General features: G+C 43.5%; 12 protein-coding genes. 9 read left to right on the forward strand and 3 right to left on the reverse strand.

The window, feature by feature from the left end:
* The first annotated feature begins 5 nt into the window (after nucleotides 1-5).
* The 5 genes from BMZ93_RS00200 to BMZ93_RS00220 all read left to right on the forward strand — a co-directional run bounded on the left by BMZ93_RS00200 (nucleotide 6) and on the right by BMZ93_RS00220 (nucleotide 5,872).
* Complete coding sequence (locus BMZ93_RS00200; RefSeq protein ID WP_091501026.1) at nucleotides 6-1,238, forward strand: acetate/propionate family kinase; 1,233 nt, start codon at nucleotides 6-8, stop codon at nucleotides 1,236-1,238.
* A gap of 94 nt (nucleotides 1,239-1,332) precedes the next feature.
* The gene (locus BMZ93_RS00205; protein ID WP_091501028.1) at nucleotides 1,333-2,547 is read left to right on the forward strand and encodes an endolytic transglycosylase MltG; all 1,215 of its coding nucleotides are present in this window, start codon (nucleotides 1,333-1,335) and stop codon (nucleotides 2,545-2,547) included.
* A gap of 145 nt (nucleotides 2,548-2,692) precedes the next feature.
* A complete protein-coding gene (locus tag BMZ93_RS00210; RefSeq protein WP_091501029.1) occupies nucleotides 2,693-3,637 on the forward strand; it encodes a GRP family sugar transporter in 945 nt (314 codons plus the stop codon).
* 130 nt (nucleotides 3,638-3,767) lie between these two features.
* Nucleotides 3,768-4,712: a GRP family sugar transporter gene (locus tag BMZ93_RS00215; RefSeq protein WP_091501031.1), complete on the forward strand. Its 945-nt coding sequence runs from the start codon at nucleotides 3,768-3,770 to the stop codon at nucleotides 4,710-4,712.
* 215 nt (nucleotides 4,713-4,927) lie between these two features.
* Nucleotides 4,928-5,872, forward strand: coding sequence for a GRP family sugar transporter (locus tag BMZ93_RS00220; RefSeq protein ID WP_091501032.1), 945 nt, complete (start codon nucleotides 4,928-4,930; stop codon nucleotides 5,870-5,872).
* A gap of 80 nt (nucleotides 5,873-5,952) precedes the next feature.
* Here BMZ93_RS00220 and greA read toward each other — a convergent pair whose 3' ends face one another.
* Both greA and BMZ93_RS00230 read right to left on the reverse strand, forming a co-directional pair.
* Nucleotides 5,953-6,441: a transcription elongation factor GreA gene (gene greA, locus BMZ93_RS00225; protein ID WP_091501034.1), complete on the reverse strand. Its 489-nt coding sequence runs from the start codon at nucleotides 6,439-6,441 to the stop codon at nucleotides 5,953-5,955.
* A 54-nt stretch (nucleotides 6,442-6,495) separates the two neighbouring features.
* Nucleotides 6,496-9,126, reverse strand: coding sequence for a YfhO family protein (locus tag BMZ93_RS00230; RefSeq protein WP_091501035.1), 2,631 nt, complete (start codon nucleotides 9,124-9,126; stop codon nucleotides 6,496-6,498).
* A gap of 121 nt (nucleotides 9,127-9,247) precedes the next feature.
* Between BMZ93_RS00230 and BMZ93_RS00235 the strand changes: the two genes are divergently transcribed.
* Nucleotides 9,248-11,290 (forward strand): peptidoglycan D,D-transpeptidase FtsI family protein, encoded by a 2,043-nt coding sequence (locus tag BMZ93_RS00235; protein WP_091501037.1) that lies wholly within the window; start codon nucleotides 9,248-9,250, stop codon nucleotides 11,288-11,290.
* Nucleotides 11,291-11,357: 67 nt separating this feature from the next.
* Here BMZ93_RS00235 and BMZ93_RS00240 read toward each other — a convergent pair whose 3' ends face one another.
* Nucleotides 11,358-11,771 (reverse strand): Fur family transcriptional regulator, encoded by a 414-nt coding sequence (locus BMZ93_RS00240; protein ID WP_091501039.1) that lies wholly within the window; start codon nucleotides 11,769-11,771, stop codon nucleotides 11,358-11,360.
* 130 nt (nucleotides 11,772-11,901) lie between these two features.
* On the opposite strand from BMZ93_RS00240, the gene BMZ93_RS00245 reads away from it, so the two are divergent.
* From BMZ93_RS00245 to BMZ93_RS00255, 3 genes are all read left to right on the forward strand, one after another.
* Nucleotides 11,902-12,576 carry a VIT1/CCC1 transporter family protein gene (locus BMZ93_RS00245; protein WP_091501041.1) on the forward strand — a complete coding sequence of 225 codons (675 nt, stop codon included), beginning with the start codon at nucleotides 11,902-11,904 and terminating at the stop codon, nucleotides 12,574-12,576.
* Between the two features lie 16 nt (nucleotides 12,577-12,592).
* Nucleotides 12,593-13,309: a VIT1/CCC1 transporter family protein gene (locus BMZ93_RS00250; protein WP_091501043.1), complete on the forward strand. Its 717-nt coding sequence runs from the start codon at nucleotides 12,593-12,595 to the stop codon at nucleotides 13,307-13,309.
* A gap of 103 nt (nucleotides 13,310-13,412) precedes the next feature.
* Nucleotides 13,413-14,774 (forward strand): FAD-dependent oxidoreductase, encoded by a 1,362-nt coding sequence (locus BMZ93_RS00255; RefSeq protein ID WP_091501044.1) that lies wholly within the window; start codon nucleotides 13,413-13,415, stop codon nucleotides 14,772-14,774.
* The last annotated feature ends 4 nt before the right edge of the window (nucleotides 14,775-14,778 follow it).

Genomic DNA, 14,778 nt, shown 5'->3' on the forward strand with positions numbered 1-14,778 from the left:
TTTTCATGGCAAAGATTATGGCTGTTAACGCTGGTTCATCTTCACTAAAGTTCCAATTGTTGGAGATGCCAGCTGAAGAAGTAATTGCCCAAGGGTTGGTTGAACGAATCGGAATGGATGACGCCATCTTTACGATTAAGTTTGCTGCTAACGCAAAGGCTGAGGCTAACGATCAAGTAGAAGTAAAAGGCCAAAAGGCTAAGTTCAAGACGGTAACTGCTATCAAGGATCACTCAGTTGCTATCAACATGATGCTTGAAGAGTTGTCAAACTTGGATATCATCTCAGACTTCAACGAAATCGTTGGTGTTGGACACCGTGTTGTTGCCGGCGGTGAATACTTCGACAAGTCTGTTTTGATTGATGACGATGTTTTGGCAAAGATTGATGAATTGGCTGACTATGCACCATTGCACAACCCAGCCAACGCAATGGGAATCCGTGTCTTCCAAAAGCTTTTGCCAGATGCAACAGAAGTCGCTGTTTTCGATACTTCCTTCCACCAAACAATGCCTAAGGTTAACTACCTTTACTCATTGCCATACAAGTACTATGAAAAGTATGGCGCACGTAAGTACGGTGCTCACGGAACTTCACACCGTTATGTTGCCGGTAAGGCTGCTGAACTTTTGGGTAAGCCCCTTGATGAATTGAAGCTGATCACACTCCACCTAGGTGCTGGTGCTTCAATCACAGCGGTTAAGAATGGTAAGTCTTTTGATACATCAATGGGATTCACACCATTGGCTGGTGTCACGATGGCTACTCGTTCTGGGGATGTTGATGCCTCATTGGTTGCCTTTATTCAAGGTAAGGAAAACTTGTCCAACGATGAAATGTTGAACGTTTTGAACAAGCAGTCTGGTGTGCAAGGTATTTCTGAATTGTCATCTGACATGCGTGACCTACGCGCTGCACGTAAGGATAACGAAAAGGCCGAATTGGCTATTAACATTTTCGTTGACCGTGTTGTTTCATACATTGGTCAGTATGTAGCTAAGATGGATGGTGCTGATGCCATTGTCTTCACTGCTGGAATTGGCGAGAATGCTGATTGGATTCGTGAAGAAGTGGCAGAACGACTTGGTTACTTCGGTATCAAGATTGATGCTAAGAAGAACGAAGGCTGCACAGACGAAGCCGATATTTCAGCTGCCGATGCCAAGATTAAGACATTGGTTATCCCAACCGATGAAGAATTGATGATTGCCCGTGACGTTCAGTCATTGATGAAGTAATCATTCCTTTTATGAAATCAATTTAAAGTTAAAAGACACCGCCCGTAAGTATTGGTGGTGTCTTTTACTGATTATCTAGAGAAAGCTATCCGATATGGAACTTGAATTTAACAAACGACTCAAAAAAAATAAGAAGAAGCATCCCGTTCGTAATATTATCCTAATTATTTTAGCTTTGTTAATTGTCGGTGGAGCTTCTGCCCTTTATGTTAACCATCGCGGGTATTCGGCGAAGAACCCTGATGATATGTCCTTGACTGAGGTTAAGGTTTCTTCATCCGATTCAATCTCACAGGTTGGTAAGAAGCTGCAGAAGAAGGGCCTAATTCGTAACGAACGTTATTTGACTCGATATGCAAAGCGCTATGGTGCTAAGTCAATCAAATCTGGTACCTATCTCTTCTCCCCAGTGCAAAGCATCGATAATGTTTACGAAGAACTGGCTCAAGGCCCTGAAGAAACCCCAGTCTTAGATTCAGGTTACACTTACATCGATGGCAATAAAACGGCTGCACAGACTGCCGGTACCATGGCAGACGCGGCAAACGTTTCAAAGACCGATTTGTTAAAGGCATACTCTGACAAAGACCTGATTAAGGAAATGAAGGAAAAGTATCCAAAGCTTTTCTTGAATGCTAAGTCTGATTTGACTTTGTACGATCTGGTGATGCCAGGTATTTATAAGCTGAAGGACGAAAAGTCTGCAGATGCCCTTGTTCGTGACTTGATTAAGCGAACAAATAAGGAAATGAAGGATTATTATCCCGAGTTGAAGAGCAATGGTATTCCAGTTTCAACTGCTGTTCTTCTAGCTGAAAATGGTGGTAAGACGGAGTTCGACCGTCGCTTAGCCTTTATCAAGAAGATTGCCTCGTATGCACAGCAACTAAAGAAGGACTACGGAATTCTTCCTTCAATTTCAATTGCACAGGCAATTCATGAGTCAAACTGGGATGATTCAGCTCTTTCTTCTAAGTACAATAACTTTTATGGTGTTAAAACGGATGATACGACTACTGGAAAGTCGGTTGTTTTGGAAACACAGGAAGTTGAGAATGGGGTTACTGTAACGAAGAAGGCACGCTTTGCGGTCTATGCTTCTTATAAGGATTCTATGAAAGCCCATGCAAAGACTTTGGTCAATGGTAATACTTGGAATGCTAACCAGTTTAAGGATGTGATTGCAGCAACGAATTATAAGGATGCAGCGCAAGCTCTTTATGATGATTCTTATGCAACAGATCCAAATTATCCTGCAGCCATTATTCGAATTATCCAAAATTGGAATTTGGTTCAGTATGATAAGTAATAAAAAGGCCTAGTTTTCTAGGCCTTTTTTATATTTATAAGAGATAACGGGGATTTTTATTACAAAAAATACAAAAAAAGTGTTGTGTAAGCGGTTACATTACTATATAATAATATTTGTAATCAAGTGAAAGGAGTCCACTAAGATGGATTTTGCAATTATTATGGCCTTGCTCCCTGCCTTGTTCTGGGGGTCAGTTGGTATCGTTACCACAAAGATGGGTGGTACCGCCGCTCAACAAACAATGGGAATTTCATTTGGAAGTTTGATCTTTGGATTGCTTCTGATGTTCGCCTACGTTATCCCAAACGGTTTCTACTTGGGACCTGAAATCTGGGTGACTGGATTACTTTCAGGATTGGTTTGGGCGATGGGAATCGCTTTCCAATTCATGCTCTTTAAGCAAATGGGTGTCTCACTTGGTGTGCCACTTTCAACTGCTGGACAGATTATTATGAACGCCTTGCTTGCTGCTACGATTTTGGGTGAGTGGACAACGGTTGCCATGTGGGTTGTTGGTATCATTTCAATTGCTCTAGTTGTAACTGGTGCGGTCTTTATTTCAAAGCCAGATAAGAAGGCTGCGGTTGCATCAAAGATTGATTCAAAGTCAATTTTGTACCTTGTATTATCTACTGCTGGTTTCATGATGTACTTTGTTTTGCCTAACTTCTTGGCAAAGATTGGCTATGTCTCAGAAGAAGTACGTTCAGCTGGAAACGGTTTGCAATATATGACAGCCATCATCGGCCCACAGTCTGTTGGTCAAGCTTTGGGTGCTGTATTGATTGTTATCTTTATCTTCCACGAGCAAAAGCAAATGTTTGCTAAGCCTTCATGGAAGAACCTCTTGACTGGACTTGTTCAGGCTTTGGGTAACTTGTTCATGTTCTTGGCTGCTGCTAACCCACACGTTGGTCAGACAATCGCTACGACTTTGTCACAATTGAACATCGTTGTTGGAACGTTTGGTGGTATCTACATCTTGCATGAAAAGAAGACTCCAACTCAAATGAAGACAATTATCATTGGAACCGTCCTTGTTTTGATTGGGGCCATGATCATTGGAAATATTCATTCCTTTGCCTAATTACTGAAGTTAATTCTAAATAAAACCTTAAGAAAGTGCTTGTCACTTTCTTTTTTTATAAAAAGACTTGTGTAAGCGTTTACATTGAGTTACAATAGTATACGTAATCAAGTGAAAGGAGTCCACTAAGATGGATTTTGCAATTATCATGGCTTTGCTCCCTGCCTTGTTCTGGGGGTCAGTTGGTCTTGTATCAACTAAGATGGGCGGTTCAGCCGCACAACAAACACTAGGTATGTCAGCAGGTGCTTTGATCTTCGGATTAATCACAATGTTTGGCTACGTTATCCCTAACGGTTTCTACATGGGGACTGAAGTTTGGGTAGTTGGTCTCTTGTCTGGTTTGGTTTGGGCAATGGGAATGGCCTTCCAGTTCTTGCTCTTCAAGCAGATGGGTGTGTCACTTGGCGTGCCACTTTCAACTGCCGGACAGATTATTATGAACGCCTTGTTGGCCGCTACTTTGCTTGGAGAATGGACTTCTGCAGCAATGTGGTTGGTTGGTATCATCTCAATCGGCTTGGTTGTAACGGGTGCCATCTTTATTTCAAAGCCTGACAAATCTGCAGCAGAACCTTCAAAGATTGATTCTAAGTCAATTTTCTACTTGATCATGTCAACTGTTGGGTTCATGTTGTATTTCGTCTTCCCTAACTTCTTAGCTAAGGTAGGCTACGTATCAGAAGAAGTACGTTCAGCTGGAAACGGTTTGAACTACATGACTGCCATCGTTGGCCCACAGGCCATTGGACAGGTTATTGGCGCTTTGATTATCGCTGTCTTCGTTCTTAAAGAAGGTAAGACAATGTTTGCAAAGCCAACTGCCAAGAACTTGGTAACTGGTTTGGTTTGGGCTTTGGGTAACATCTTCATGTTTGCCTCAGCCGCTAACCCACACGTTGGTCAGACAATTGCCACGACGCTTTCACAATTGTGCATCGTTGTTGGAACGTTCGGTGGAATTTACATCTTGGGTGAGAAGAAGTCTTCTACTCAGATGAAGGCAATCATCATTGGTACTATTCTCGTTGTAATTGGTGCTATGATTATTGGTAACATTCACTCATTCGCTTGATATTGATAATTAATTAACAATATAAAAAAAGAAAAGGAAGTGCTTGGCACTTCCTTTTTTATATGGATAAATCTATTGAAATTCCTTTATATAGGTACTTTAAGAACAATAACCATATTCTTTCTATTCTATTTGTGAATAATTAACAAATAAACGTTGTGTATTATTTCACAGTATGTATAATTGGCCTTGTACGAAAGTAAAGGGGAAAGAAAATGGACATTGCCATTGTACTAGCTTTACTACCAGCTTTATTTTGGGGCTCGGTAGGGATTGTCGCCACCAAGATTGGTGGATCAGCTTCACAACAAACTTTAGGAATATCCGCAGGGGCTTTATTATTTGGGCTGTTTGTGATGTTTGGATATGTTATTCCAAATGGTTTTTACCTGGGGCCAGAGGTTTGGATTGTTGGGATTTTGTCTGGTTTAGTCTGGGCTGTTGGAACCGCTTATCAACTATTAACGTATAAGCGCTTAGGCGTCGCTTTAGGGCTTGCACTTTCAACTGCTGGGCAAATTATCATGAACGCCTTATTGGCAGCTACAATCCTTGGAGAATGGTCTACAGTAGCCATGTGGGCCGTGGGAATTATTTCGATCGCTTTAGTTGTTACGGGAGCCTTCTTCATTTCAACGCCTGATAAGTCCGATGCCAGCAAGCCAAAGGTTGATTTTAAGTCAATGCTTTACCTGACAATTTCAACAGCCGGTTTCATGATTTACTTCGTTCTACCAAATTTCTTAGCAAAAATCGGGTACATTTCATCATCCGTTCGAACTGCTGGAAATGGATTGAATTATATGACTGCCTTGCTTGGCCCCCAGGCTTTAGGTCAGGTAGTTGGAGCCGTCTTAATTGTTATCTTTGTCTTCCATGAAAAGGACGCCATGTTGGAAGCACCATCGTGGAAAAACATGCTGACAGGGGTTGTTTGGGCCTTAGGTAACATTTTTATGTTTATCTCTGCTGCGAACCCGGCGGTTGGTCAAACCATCGCGACAACGCTTTCACAGTTGAATTTAGTTGTGGGAACCTTCTCAGGGATCTACATTCTTCACGAGAAGAAGTCGTCCCGTCAAATGAAAGCAATTATCATTGGAACAATCCTGATTGTGCTTGGTGCGATGATTATTGGTAATATTCATTCTTTCGCATAAAAATAAAAGAGTAGTGGACATTATAAGGTCCTCTACTCTTTTTTATTGCATAAAAAAAGACCGCTGAGCGGTCTTTTCTATTACTTAGCACTTTCGACTTTGAGAATCTTAACTTCGATCATCACATCGTTTGGAAGTGGCACGCGAACAGTGTCGCCTTGGTGCTTTTCAAGCAAGGCAGCAGCCATTGGTGATTCGTTTGAAATTTTACCAGCCAATGGGTCAGCTTCAACAGAACCGACGATTGTATAAGTTTCAGGTTCTTCGTCAGGCAATTCCTGGAAGGTAACCGTCTTACCCATTGCAACTTGGTCAGCATCTGAGTCATCAGCTGAAATAATTTCAGCGTTTTCAATCATCTTACGAAGAGTAACGATACGTCCTTCGACGAAGGCTTGTTCATCCTTGGCTGATTGGTATTCAGAGTTTTCTGAAAGGTCACCATATGAACGAGCGATTTGGATTCGCTTCGTAATTTCTGGACGCTGACGTGTAATTAAGTCCTCCACCTCAGCTTGTAATTTATCGCGGCCTTCGGCCGTCATTGGAAATGTTTTTTCTTCCGCCATGGAACTTCATCCTTTCAATGCTTTAGGCATAAAAAATACAGCAAACTGACTATATCACGGGCGCTTGCTCCGTGCAAGTGAGAAGAATCTTTTGTATCCGTAAATAAGAGACAACAAGAAGGCAAAAGTCCCGCTAATCACTATTCCTACCATTAGGTAAGGTGGTGTGTAGGTTAGCACAAGGTGGTGTTTTCCTGGTGTGCTTGGTACCGCCAAGAGACCGCTTGCAACTTGCTTAGTTGCTACCGTATGGCCATCTAATTGAGCTTTCCATCCAGGAGCATAAAGGATGGAGGTCATGATGAGTGACTGCTGTTTAGTAGTTGTCATTTCTCCTTCGATACGGCGAGAACTTGATTTTGTGATTTTTAATGGGTGAGTATGAAGCTTTTCCAAGTCCTTTTGGACTTGCGTTTTATCAAAGGCGTATAGTGCCAAGTCATCTAGGTAGCCCTTGCTGGTACCTTTTTGAAGGACGATGGCTAAGGTTTGCTCCTGTCCCTTTGCATCGTTTGCAAGATTTAGTGCAACGGTATGATTATAGCCACTTTCCTGCTTAACTTGATGTCCGTTTAGAGTCAGGATGACGCCCGATAAATCAAAGGCGCCACCAAGGTTCAAGTAGTAGGCACCATCCGTTGTTGGCGTAAAGGTTAGGAGTAGGCTAGCAGGTTCCTTCTTATTTACCGCTTGAATGACACCGCCAGTAATATTTTCTGACTTAGCTAAATTGTAAGAGCCTGACATGGAAAGGGGTTGTTGGGTGAGCAGGATTTCGGCTTTTTTGCCCGCTAGATAAGTCAGCAGTCGCTCTTGATTTGCTAGAGGATAGCGGATGTTAATCGGTGTATTTAATGCCTGATTTGAGGCAGCATAGGCAAGTGGAAGAGCTGTTTCATTTTTCTTAATTGCCCAACCCTTACCGGAGGCAACGATTGGAGCATTTTGATAATCCGGTCGGGTGGACCTTTTAAGAGTATTTGTTTGTTTCGATGAGCTATCGTTACTTTGATCCAGATAGTACTTGAAAGATAGTAGGGAGTCCAAAACGGTTGTACCGTTGTTATATGAAACCTTGGAATCACCTGAAATTTGTCCCATGTTGCGGTAAAAAGTAGCGGAATTGGCAGGCAATAGGGATGAGAAGTGTGATCCAGCCTTAAAACTACCTAAAAAGCCATCGTTATAGGTCCGTCCCAGTCCCTCAGCCACACGGTACCAAGAATTATCTTGCTTTAATGATTGGTTGACTATGCTTACCTGCTTTGCCCCCGATTGGTATTCCTTATTAGTTAGATAAGAAATATGGTTTAGGGTCATGGCCAGGTTCGCTATCAAGAAGAAGGCGGTTAGAATGCCAAGTACCCAAAGTCGCAGGATGTGTTGGTTTAAAAATAAGAGGGTCAGAATCGTTAATAGGTAAACGAAAAGAAAAGTGAGCAATTCTGGTTTATCTATATAGGATAGCTTGTTTAGCTGCAGTGAACCGCAGATGGTGATGGCTAAGGTGCCAGCAAGGAAGAATAAACGAGCAAGAATGCTTGGTAGCCATCCGGGCTGGTAACCACGTGCTGCTAGGATGATAGCAAGTAAGGAAATGAAGAATGAAAAACGAGCTGGGTACCAAACAGGGTATTGACCGCCGTGGAAAAGCAAAATCAAAGGTGTCCAGCAAGTGGCTAAGATGAGGATGGCCATCGCAAAGAGCGAGAAGAATTTCTCGGTTAAGCGAATCGACTTTTTAGAGAAGAAGGCCCAAATGAAAAAAATGATAATTGGGGCAACTAAAAAGTTTGCCTGCCCATTCTGCATTTGGTTAAAGTCGAAGGAACCGGGAATTAACTTAAAGAAAAGAAAGGCCGGGTTGTTTTCAAAGCTGAGTGTCCACTTTGCTGAATGGGTCGTTTTCCCCATTTGAAGTTGCGCGAGTGTGGGTAGCCAAAGCCAGGCAGTTAGTAGAACGGCGGAAAGGCTAGCGATTGCCACTTTTAATAGAAGAAGGAGGGGCTGCTTTGGCCGCTCGTTAGTCCAGGCGATTGGTAAGTATAGGATTAGAAAGAGTGCTAGCATCCAGGCGATGTAGTAGTTCGATAGGATGGCTAAAGATAGAGATAGCGCGAATGGCCAGGCTTTGCTGGTGCGAAGTAATTTGTGTAGGGTTAAGAGAACGATAGGGACAAGAATTGCCGTATCCAGCCAGAGTAGGTTTAAATCATTTGAGATAAACCAGGCGGAAAGTGGATAGTTGATGGCAAAAATCGTGACGATGTAGCCCTTTAAATGAAGGGCTCGTTCTAAAAATATGGCCATTGTTAGTCCGGCGAAGGCGATTTTGAGGAGTGTGACGAGTAAAATCCAGTCGGGCAAGGTCGTGGGGTTAGCTAGTAAAAAGATAAAGTTAAAGGGCGACATTAAGTAGTAGGACCATTCAGCTACCATGTCGCTACCGAGACCGGATGAAAATGAATAGAAAAAAGCGGACGGATCCTGGAGAACTGTATGCTTAAATTGTGCAAAATAATCCAGATACTGTTGCCCTAAATCGACAGTTAAAATGGTCGAATTTCCGAAGGGCGCCATGTGCCGATAAATAAAGTATGTTAATAGAAAAAAGAATGGCAACCAAAAAGAGAGTGCCACAGGACTATAAAGTGAATTTTGAATTGTTTTTTTCATTCTTATCATGTTTTAAGAATACCAAAAAATACCGGATTTTTAGCGGAAAATTCGGACGATATGGTAAAGTAGAAGAGATTGAAAATGAGTGAATTCACTCGAACTTTTCTTGGAAAGATGAATTGTAATTATGAATCGTAATCGTTACTTAGAAGATGGTAATAAAAACGACGCTCAGGCAAACTTGCCAGGACGTCTAAAGTTGTTATTAGGCCTTGTTGTAGCCCTAATCGCGGCTCTAATCATTCAATTGGCCTTTCTGACTTTAAAACAAGGTGCAGGTTATTTGAGCGAAGTGAATCAGTCTGACCAGACGGTGGAAAAGGGGAATGCCCCCCGTGGGTTAATCTATGATTCGACCGGTAAAGTCATCACAGGGAACCAATCCTCGTTGGCTATTACCTATACACGTGGCTCAACGACAACGACAAATCAAATTGCGACGGTTGCAAAGAAATTGTCTAAGTATATCTCCATTGATACGACACGTCTTAGTGCCCGTTCAACGGCCGATTATTACTTGGTGACCAATTCGAAGGCTGCTACGAAAGTGCAAGCTGCTGTTAAAAAGGAAAACCCAAAGACAGCTTCTTCATGGTCAACGACTCAGTTGAACACGGCCATGGCCAACTACGTAATGAACCATAATCTGGATAAGAATGTCGACAAGAACGTTGCCATGATTTTCCAAAAGATGTCGGGGGCCTCTGCTTTATCAACTACCTATATTAAGGAAAGTGATATTTCGGATGATGCACAGGCTAAAATCGCGGAGCGGTTGTCGGAGATGCCAGGTGTTAAGATTGGGGAGTCTTGGTCCCGTAACTATCCAGAGGGAACGGATTTCCAATCTTTGACAGGAACGGTCAGTGATGAATCAGCTGGATTACCTGCTGATCGCCTTCACCGTTTGCTGGCACAGGGTTATTCACAAAACGAACCTGTTGGAACTTCTGCATTGGAAAAGCAGTATGAATCATTGCTGAAGGGATCACCATCGCAGACGGTTGTCTCAACATTGGGAAACTTAAAGACGTCCTCGATTAAGTATGAAGGACAATCTGGTGATTCACTAAAGTTGACCATTAACGCTGAATATCAAAAGAAGGTTCAGAAAATCTTGGAAGACAATCTTCCGGGTGGAAATGTTCAGGGAGCCTATTCAACGGTTATTAATCCTTATACCGGTGGTATTTACGCCATGGCTGGGGTTAGTCGTGATTCTTCAACTGGAAAGAAGACAGCCAACCAGTTGGGTAATATTAACCAGGCCATTGTCATGGGGTCTGTTGTTAAGCCGGCAATCTTGGCTACTGGTTTCCAAAAGGGGGTTGTGACGGCTTCGTCAAACACAATGAACGATCAGGCCATTAAGATTGCTGGAACGCCAGAGATTACTTCTTATTGGAATAAGACTGGAACGCCAACACCGATTGACGCCCGGACCGCCTTGGAAACTTCTTCTAACACCTACTTTGTTCAGTTGGGAATGAAGATTGGTGGACAAACTTACTCATCTGGTTCGTCACTGCATTTGAACTCGAACGCTTTCCAGACGTTGCGAAATGGTTTGGCACAGTTTGGATTGGGAACGAAGACGGGAATTGATGTGGAAGGCGAAACAGCCGGGTACAAGGGGTTGACTACCGGAGCCAACCTGGGTAAGTATTTGTACGAGTCCTTTGGTCAGTACGATTCTTATACGACCTTGCAGCTGGCTCGTTATGTTTCAGCTATTGCCAACGGTGGCTACCTTGTTCAACCTCACCTGGTTGGTTCGGTGCTTCAGACCGATAAGGACGCAAAGTATCAGCGTACCGTTTGGACGGCTGAACCTACTCTGCAGTCCCAGGTTTCTTTGAAGGACGATGAATGGAAGGTTATTAAGGATGGTATGTACCAAGTTGCTAACGGTTCATCATCCCATAACACAGGAAGCTCATTACACAATATGAATCCAAAGGTTTACGCCAAGACGGGTACCGCCGAAACAACGACGAACGGTCATACGACCTTTACCGAGTCAATGGTGGTTTATGTTCCTGGAACACCATTTGCTATGTCATTGGCAATTCCTGGAATGGATTCCTACTTGGATGGAACGAACGGACGTATTGCTAAGCAGATTATCCAGGCATTCTGGGATACTGTTGTTGCCAACACGAATAATTAAAAGACTGTAAAGTCATAAGAAAAAGCCCCTTGATGTATATCAAGGGGCTTTCTTTAATTATTTATTTTTAAGAATGTACTTCGGTAGTGCTTGGCTCAACACCATAAAGATCGATACGGTATTCCGTAATCTTTAATCCTGTAGCAGCTTGTGCTGCTTTAATTAATGGGGCAGGATCGAAGTTGGCCGCATCAATGATTTCGTTCGTCTTTGTATTAATAACGTGGTAATGAGGGTGGTCGGCGGCATCATAGTGTCGTTTTCCATCTGAAATGCCATCGATAATCACGACCAACTTTTTCTCAACAAACTTTTCCAGTGTGTTGTAAACCGTTGCCAGCGAGATGTCTGGTAACTCATTGTGAATCATCTCTGCTGTGGGGTGATTGTCGTGCGTCATCATATATTCGAGCAGGGTCAAGCGTTGCGTTGTGGCTTTTAGACCATGTTCTTGTAAAACGTTCTTTAATGGATTCAGCATGTTAACCTCCTATTTACTATTACGTTCATGTCAATTATAACATTAGAATGATACAAAACAAAGAATTGACATCAAGAAGAATTCTTAGTATAATAGTTTAGAACCATTCTAATATTATAGGAGAATTCTTATGGAAAAGCAATCACTTATGGCTCACAACAATTTGGTCCGGGCCGGGGTCATGGGAGGCAACGACGGTATCCTGTCTGTTGCCGGAATCATTGTTGGTGTGGCCGGAGCCGGGCAAAGCCTTGGAGCAATTATGTTGTCAGGTTTTGCCGGGACTTTGGCCGGTATGGTCTCGATGGCGATGGGCGAATTCGTTTCAGTTCGGTCATCTCACGATGCCCAAGAAAAGGCTCGTATTGGCCAAGAGAAGGCATTGAAAGAAAATTACGATGGCGAATTTAACTTCGTCAAAGAGAAGTACCAGGCAGATGGTATTTCAGAAGAACTCGCCACACAGGCGACGGAAGAAATGATGAAGAAGGATCCATTGGAAACAACGGTCCGCGAACGTCACGGTTTCTCCCTGAAGTCTCAGGTTTCTGCTGGTGGTGCTGCATTGGTGTCCTTTGTGACTTTTCCAACCGGTGCGGCTTTGCCAATGGCCTTTATGGCCTTTGCTCCTAAGGACTTGCGCATTGCCGCTACCTTCTTAGCCGTTTTGATTGCCTTGCTCTTTACAGGATACATGGCTGCTGTTGTTAACGGTGCGAACCGTACAAAGGGTGCGATTCGAAACCTTTTGGCTGGTATTTTGACAATGATTGTAACCTACTCAATTGGGTTGCTCTTTAAGTAAGGGAGAGGTGTGAAAAATGACTGCACTATTTAAGAATTGGCACTCAAAGCGTGCCGAAAAAAAGTCCGGCCAAACGATGGAAGAACGTCTAAACACCATCCGTGCTGGAATCTTGGGTTCTAACGATGGAATCTTGACGGTTGTCGGGGTTGTCTTCTCCGTGGCCGCTGCTACATCAAACCGTCTGGTGATTGTGCTGGCTGGTTTGTCGGACTTGTTTGCCTGTGCCCTTTCAATGGGTTCTGGTGAATTTGCCGCTGTTTCTTCCCAGGCGGATTCTGAAAAAGTCGCTGTGGCACTTGAAAAGGCCCGCTTGAAGACGGAATTTGACCAGCAAATGGAAGAAGTTGCGGCCTTCTATACTGACCGTGGTGTTAGCCCCGAAACGGCGAAGGCTATTGCGGCTGAATTGTTGGCTGAAAAGCCATTGGAAACGGTTCTGTCAGTTAAGTACGACATGACGCTTGGCCACTATGTTTCTCCAATTTCTGCGGCTGTATCATCAACGTTTTCAGCTGCTTTGGGTGGGGTATTCCCATTGGTTGCCCTACTGATTTTCCCAGTGCAATATCAGTATTTGGCGGCTATTTTAGCAACGGTTGTGGCTTCAGCTCTAACTGGATTGCTATCTGCGCTTTTCTCACAGGGAATGGTCGGTCGAGCTGTTTGGCGTAACATCTGGGTTGGATTGGTTACGATTGCCATTCACTACGGCATTGGTTTGCTGTTCTAATCGAGTTTGGAAGTTCGAATTCTCTTCGGGCTTTTTTTACTCAAAAGAATCGTTATAATGAAGTTGTCGAAAAGTAAGCAAAGAATATTTTTGGAGGTTACTTATGAAAGTTGTCGTTATTGGAGCGTCCCACGGTGGACACGAATCTGCGCACGAGCTACTCACTCGCTACGATGATATGGATGTCACAGTCTATGAGGCTGGTGATTTCATTTCCTTCATGTCCTGTGGAATGGAATTATTCCTACAGGGAAATGTGACGGAACGCGATGCCGTTCGAAACTTTAAGCCAGCAGATATTGAGCAGTATGGTGGAAAAGTCTTCGCCAACCACTTAGTTGAATCTGTTGATACTGACAAGCAAGAAGTGACGGCTTTGGATAAGCAGTCTGGTAAGACTTTTACGGACTCTTATGACAAGTTGATTATCTCTTCTGGTGTCACGCCAGGCACCATTCCTGTTCCTGGTATGGATTTGGAAAACGTCTTCTTGATGCGTGGCCGTGATTGGGCCATGAAGCTTGACGAAAAGTTGCATGACGATGCGGTTCAAAACGTGGTGGTTGTTGGCTCTGGTTACATTGGTATTGAGGCCGCTCAGGTCTTTGCTGAAGCGGGTAAGAAGGTGACGGTTGTTGATATGATTAACCGCCCACTTGGAAATTACTTGGATTCAGAGCTAGCCGATGTGATGGCTGATGAATTGACGGAAAAGGGCGTTGCCTTACATTTGAATCACGGGGTTTCGGCCTTTGAAGGACAAGGTAAAGTAACCGCTGTTAAGGATGATGCCGGCCAGACTTTGCCAGCTGATTTGGTCATTGTGGCTGCCGGTGTTAAGCCGGCTACGAAGTACCTAGAGGGAACGGTTGATTTGGATGACCGTGGCTTTATTAAGACGGATCCTTACTTGCATACTTCAGCCAAAAACGTCTTTGCCATTGGGGATGCAATTAAGCCACTCTTTGCACCAGCTGGTCAACCAGCACCAATCGCTTTGGCAACGACTGCTCGAAAAGAAGCACGTTATGTTGTTGAAAACATTGCTATTGAAAAGCCAGCACGTGCCTTTGCTGGTGTGAATGGCTCTTCTGCCTTGACAGTCTTTGACTACAAGTTGGCGACAACGGGTGTGAATGCTAATAATGCTGAAAAGATGCACTTGAATGTTGCGAGTGCATTCTACAAAGGTAAGGTACGACCTGACTTTGTAACGGATGGCAATGCGGATGCCTTTGTCAAGCTGACCTATAATCCAGATAGCCATGCTATCCTGGGTGGTCAATTACTCTCAAAGGCTGATTTAACAGCCCATGCAAATACAATTGCCTTGGCGATTAAGGGAAAGATGACTCTGGAAGATCTCGCGGAAGCGGACTTCTTCTTCCAGCCAGGATTTGATAAGCAATGGTCTCTTTTGAACGTTGCAGCCCAGGTTGCACTGGGGCAAACACCTTCTGTATAAGTGG

It is taken from the genome of Fructobacillus durionis, assembly GCF_900112405.1.
GTDB lineage: Bacteria > Bacillota > Bacilli > Lactobacillales > Lactobacillaceae > Fructobacillus > Fructobacillus durionis.

What these genes read in the sequence shown, in the direction of transcription:
- BMZ93_RS00200 (WP_091501026.1), top strand. Translation starts at nt 6, where the DNA reads ATGGCAAAGATTATGGCTGTTAACGCTGGTTCATCTTCACTAAAGTTC.
- BMZ93_RS00205 (WP_091501028.1), top strand. Translation starts at nt 1,333, where the DNA reads ATGGAACTTGAATTTAACAAACGACTCAAAAAAAATAAGAAGAAGCAT.
- BMZ93_RS00210 (WP_091501029.1), top strand. Translation starts at nt 2,693, where the DNA reads ATGGATTTTGCAATTATTATGGCCTTGCTCCCTGCCTTGTTCTGGGGG.
- BMZ93_RS00215 (WP_091501031.1), top strand. Translation starts at nt 3,768, where the DNA reads ATGGATTTTGCAATTATCATGGCTTTGCTCCCTGCCTTGTTCTGGGGG.
- BMZ93_RS00220 (WP_091501032.1), top strand. Translation starts at nt 4,928, where the DNA reads ATGGACATTGCCATTGTACTAGCTTTACTACCAGCTTTATTTTGGGGC.
- greA (WP_091501034.1), bottom strand. Translation starts at nt 6,441, where the DNA reads ATGGCGGAAGAAAAAACATTTCCAATGACGGCCGAAGGCCGCGATAAA.
- BMZ93_RS00230 (WP_091501035.1), bottom strand. Translation starts at nt 9,126, where the DNA reads ATGATAAGAATGAAAAAAACAATTCAAAATTCACTTTATAGTCCTGTG.
- BMZ93_RS00235 (WP_091501037.1), top strand. Translation starts at nt 9,248, where the DNA reads ATGAATCGTAATCGTTACTTAGAAGATGGTAATAAAAACGACGCTCAG.
- BMZ93_RS00240 (WP_091501039.1), bottom strand. Translation starts at nt 11,771, where the DNA reads ATGCTGAATCCATTAAAGAACGTTTTACAAGAACATGGTCTAAAAGCC.
- BMZ93_RS00245 (WP_091501041.1), top strand. Translation starts at nt 11,902, where the DNA reads ATGGAAAAGCAATCACTTATGGCTCACAACAATTTGGTCCGGGCCGGG.
- BMZ93_RS00250 (WP_091501043.1), top strand. Translation starts at nt 12,593, where the DNA reads ATGACTGCACTATTTAAGAATTGGCACTCAAAGCGTGCCGAAAAAAAG.
- BMZ93_RS00255 (WP_091501044.1), top strand. Translation starts at nt 13,413, where the DNA reads ATGAAAGTTGTCGTTATTGGAGCGTCCCACGGTGGACACGAATCTGCG.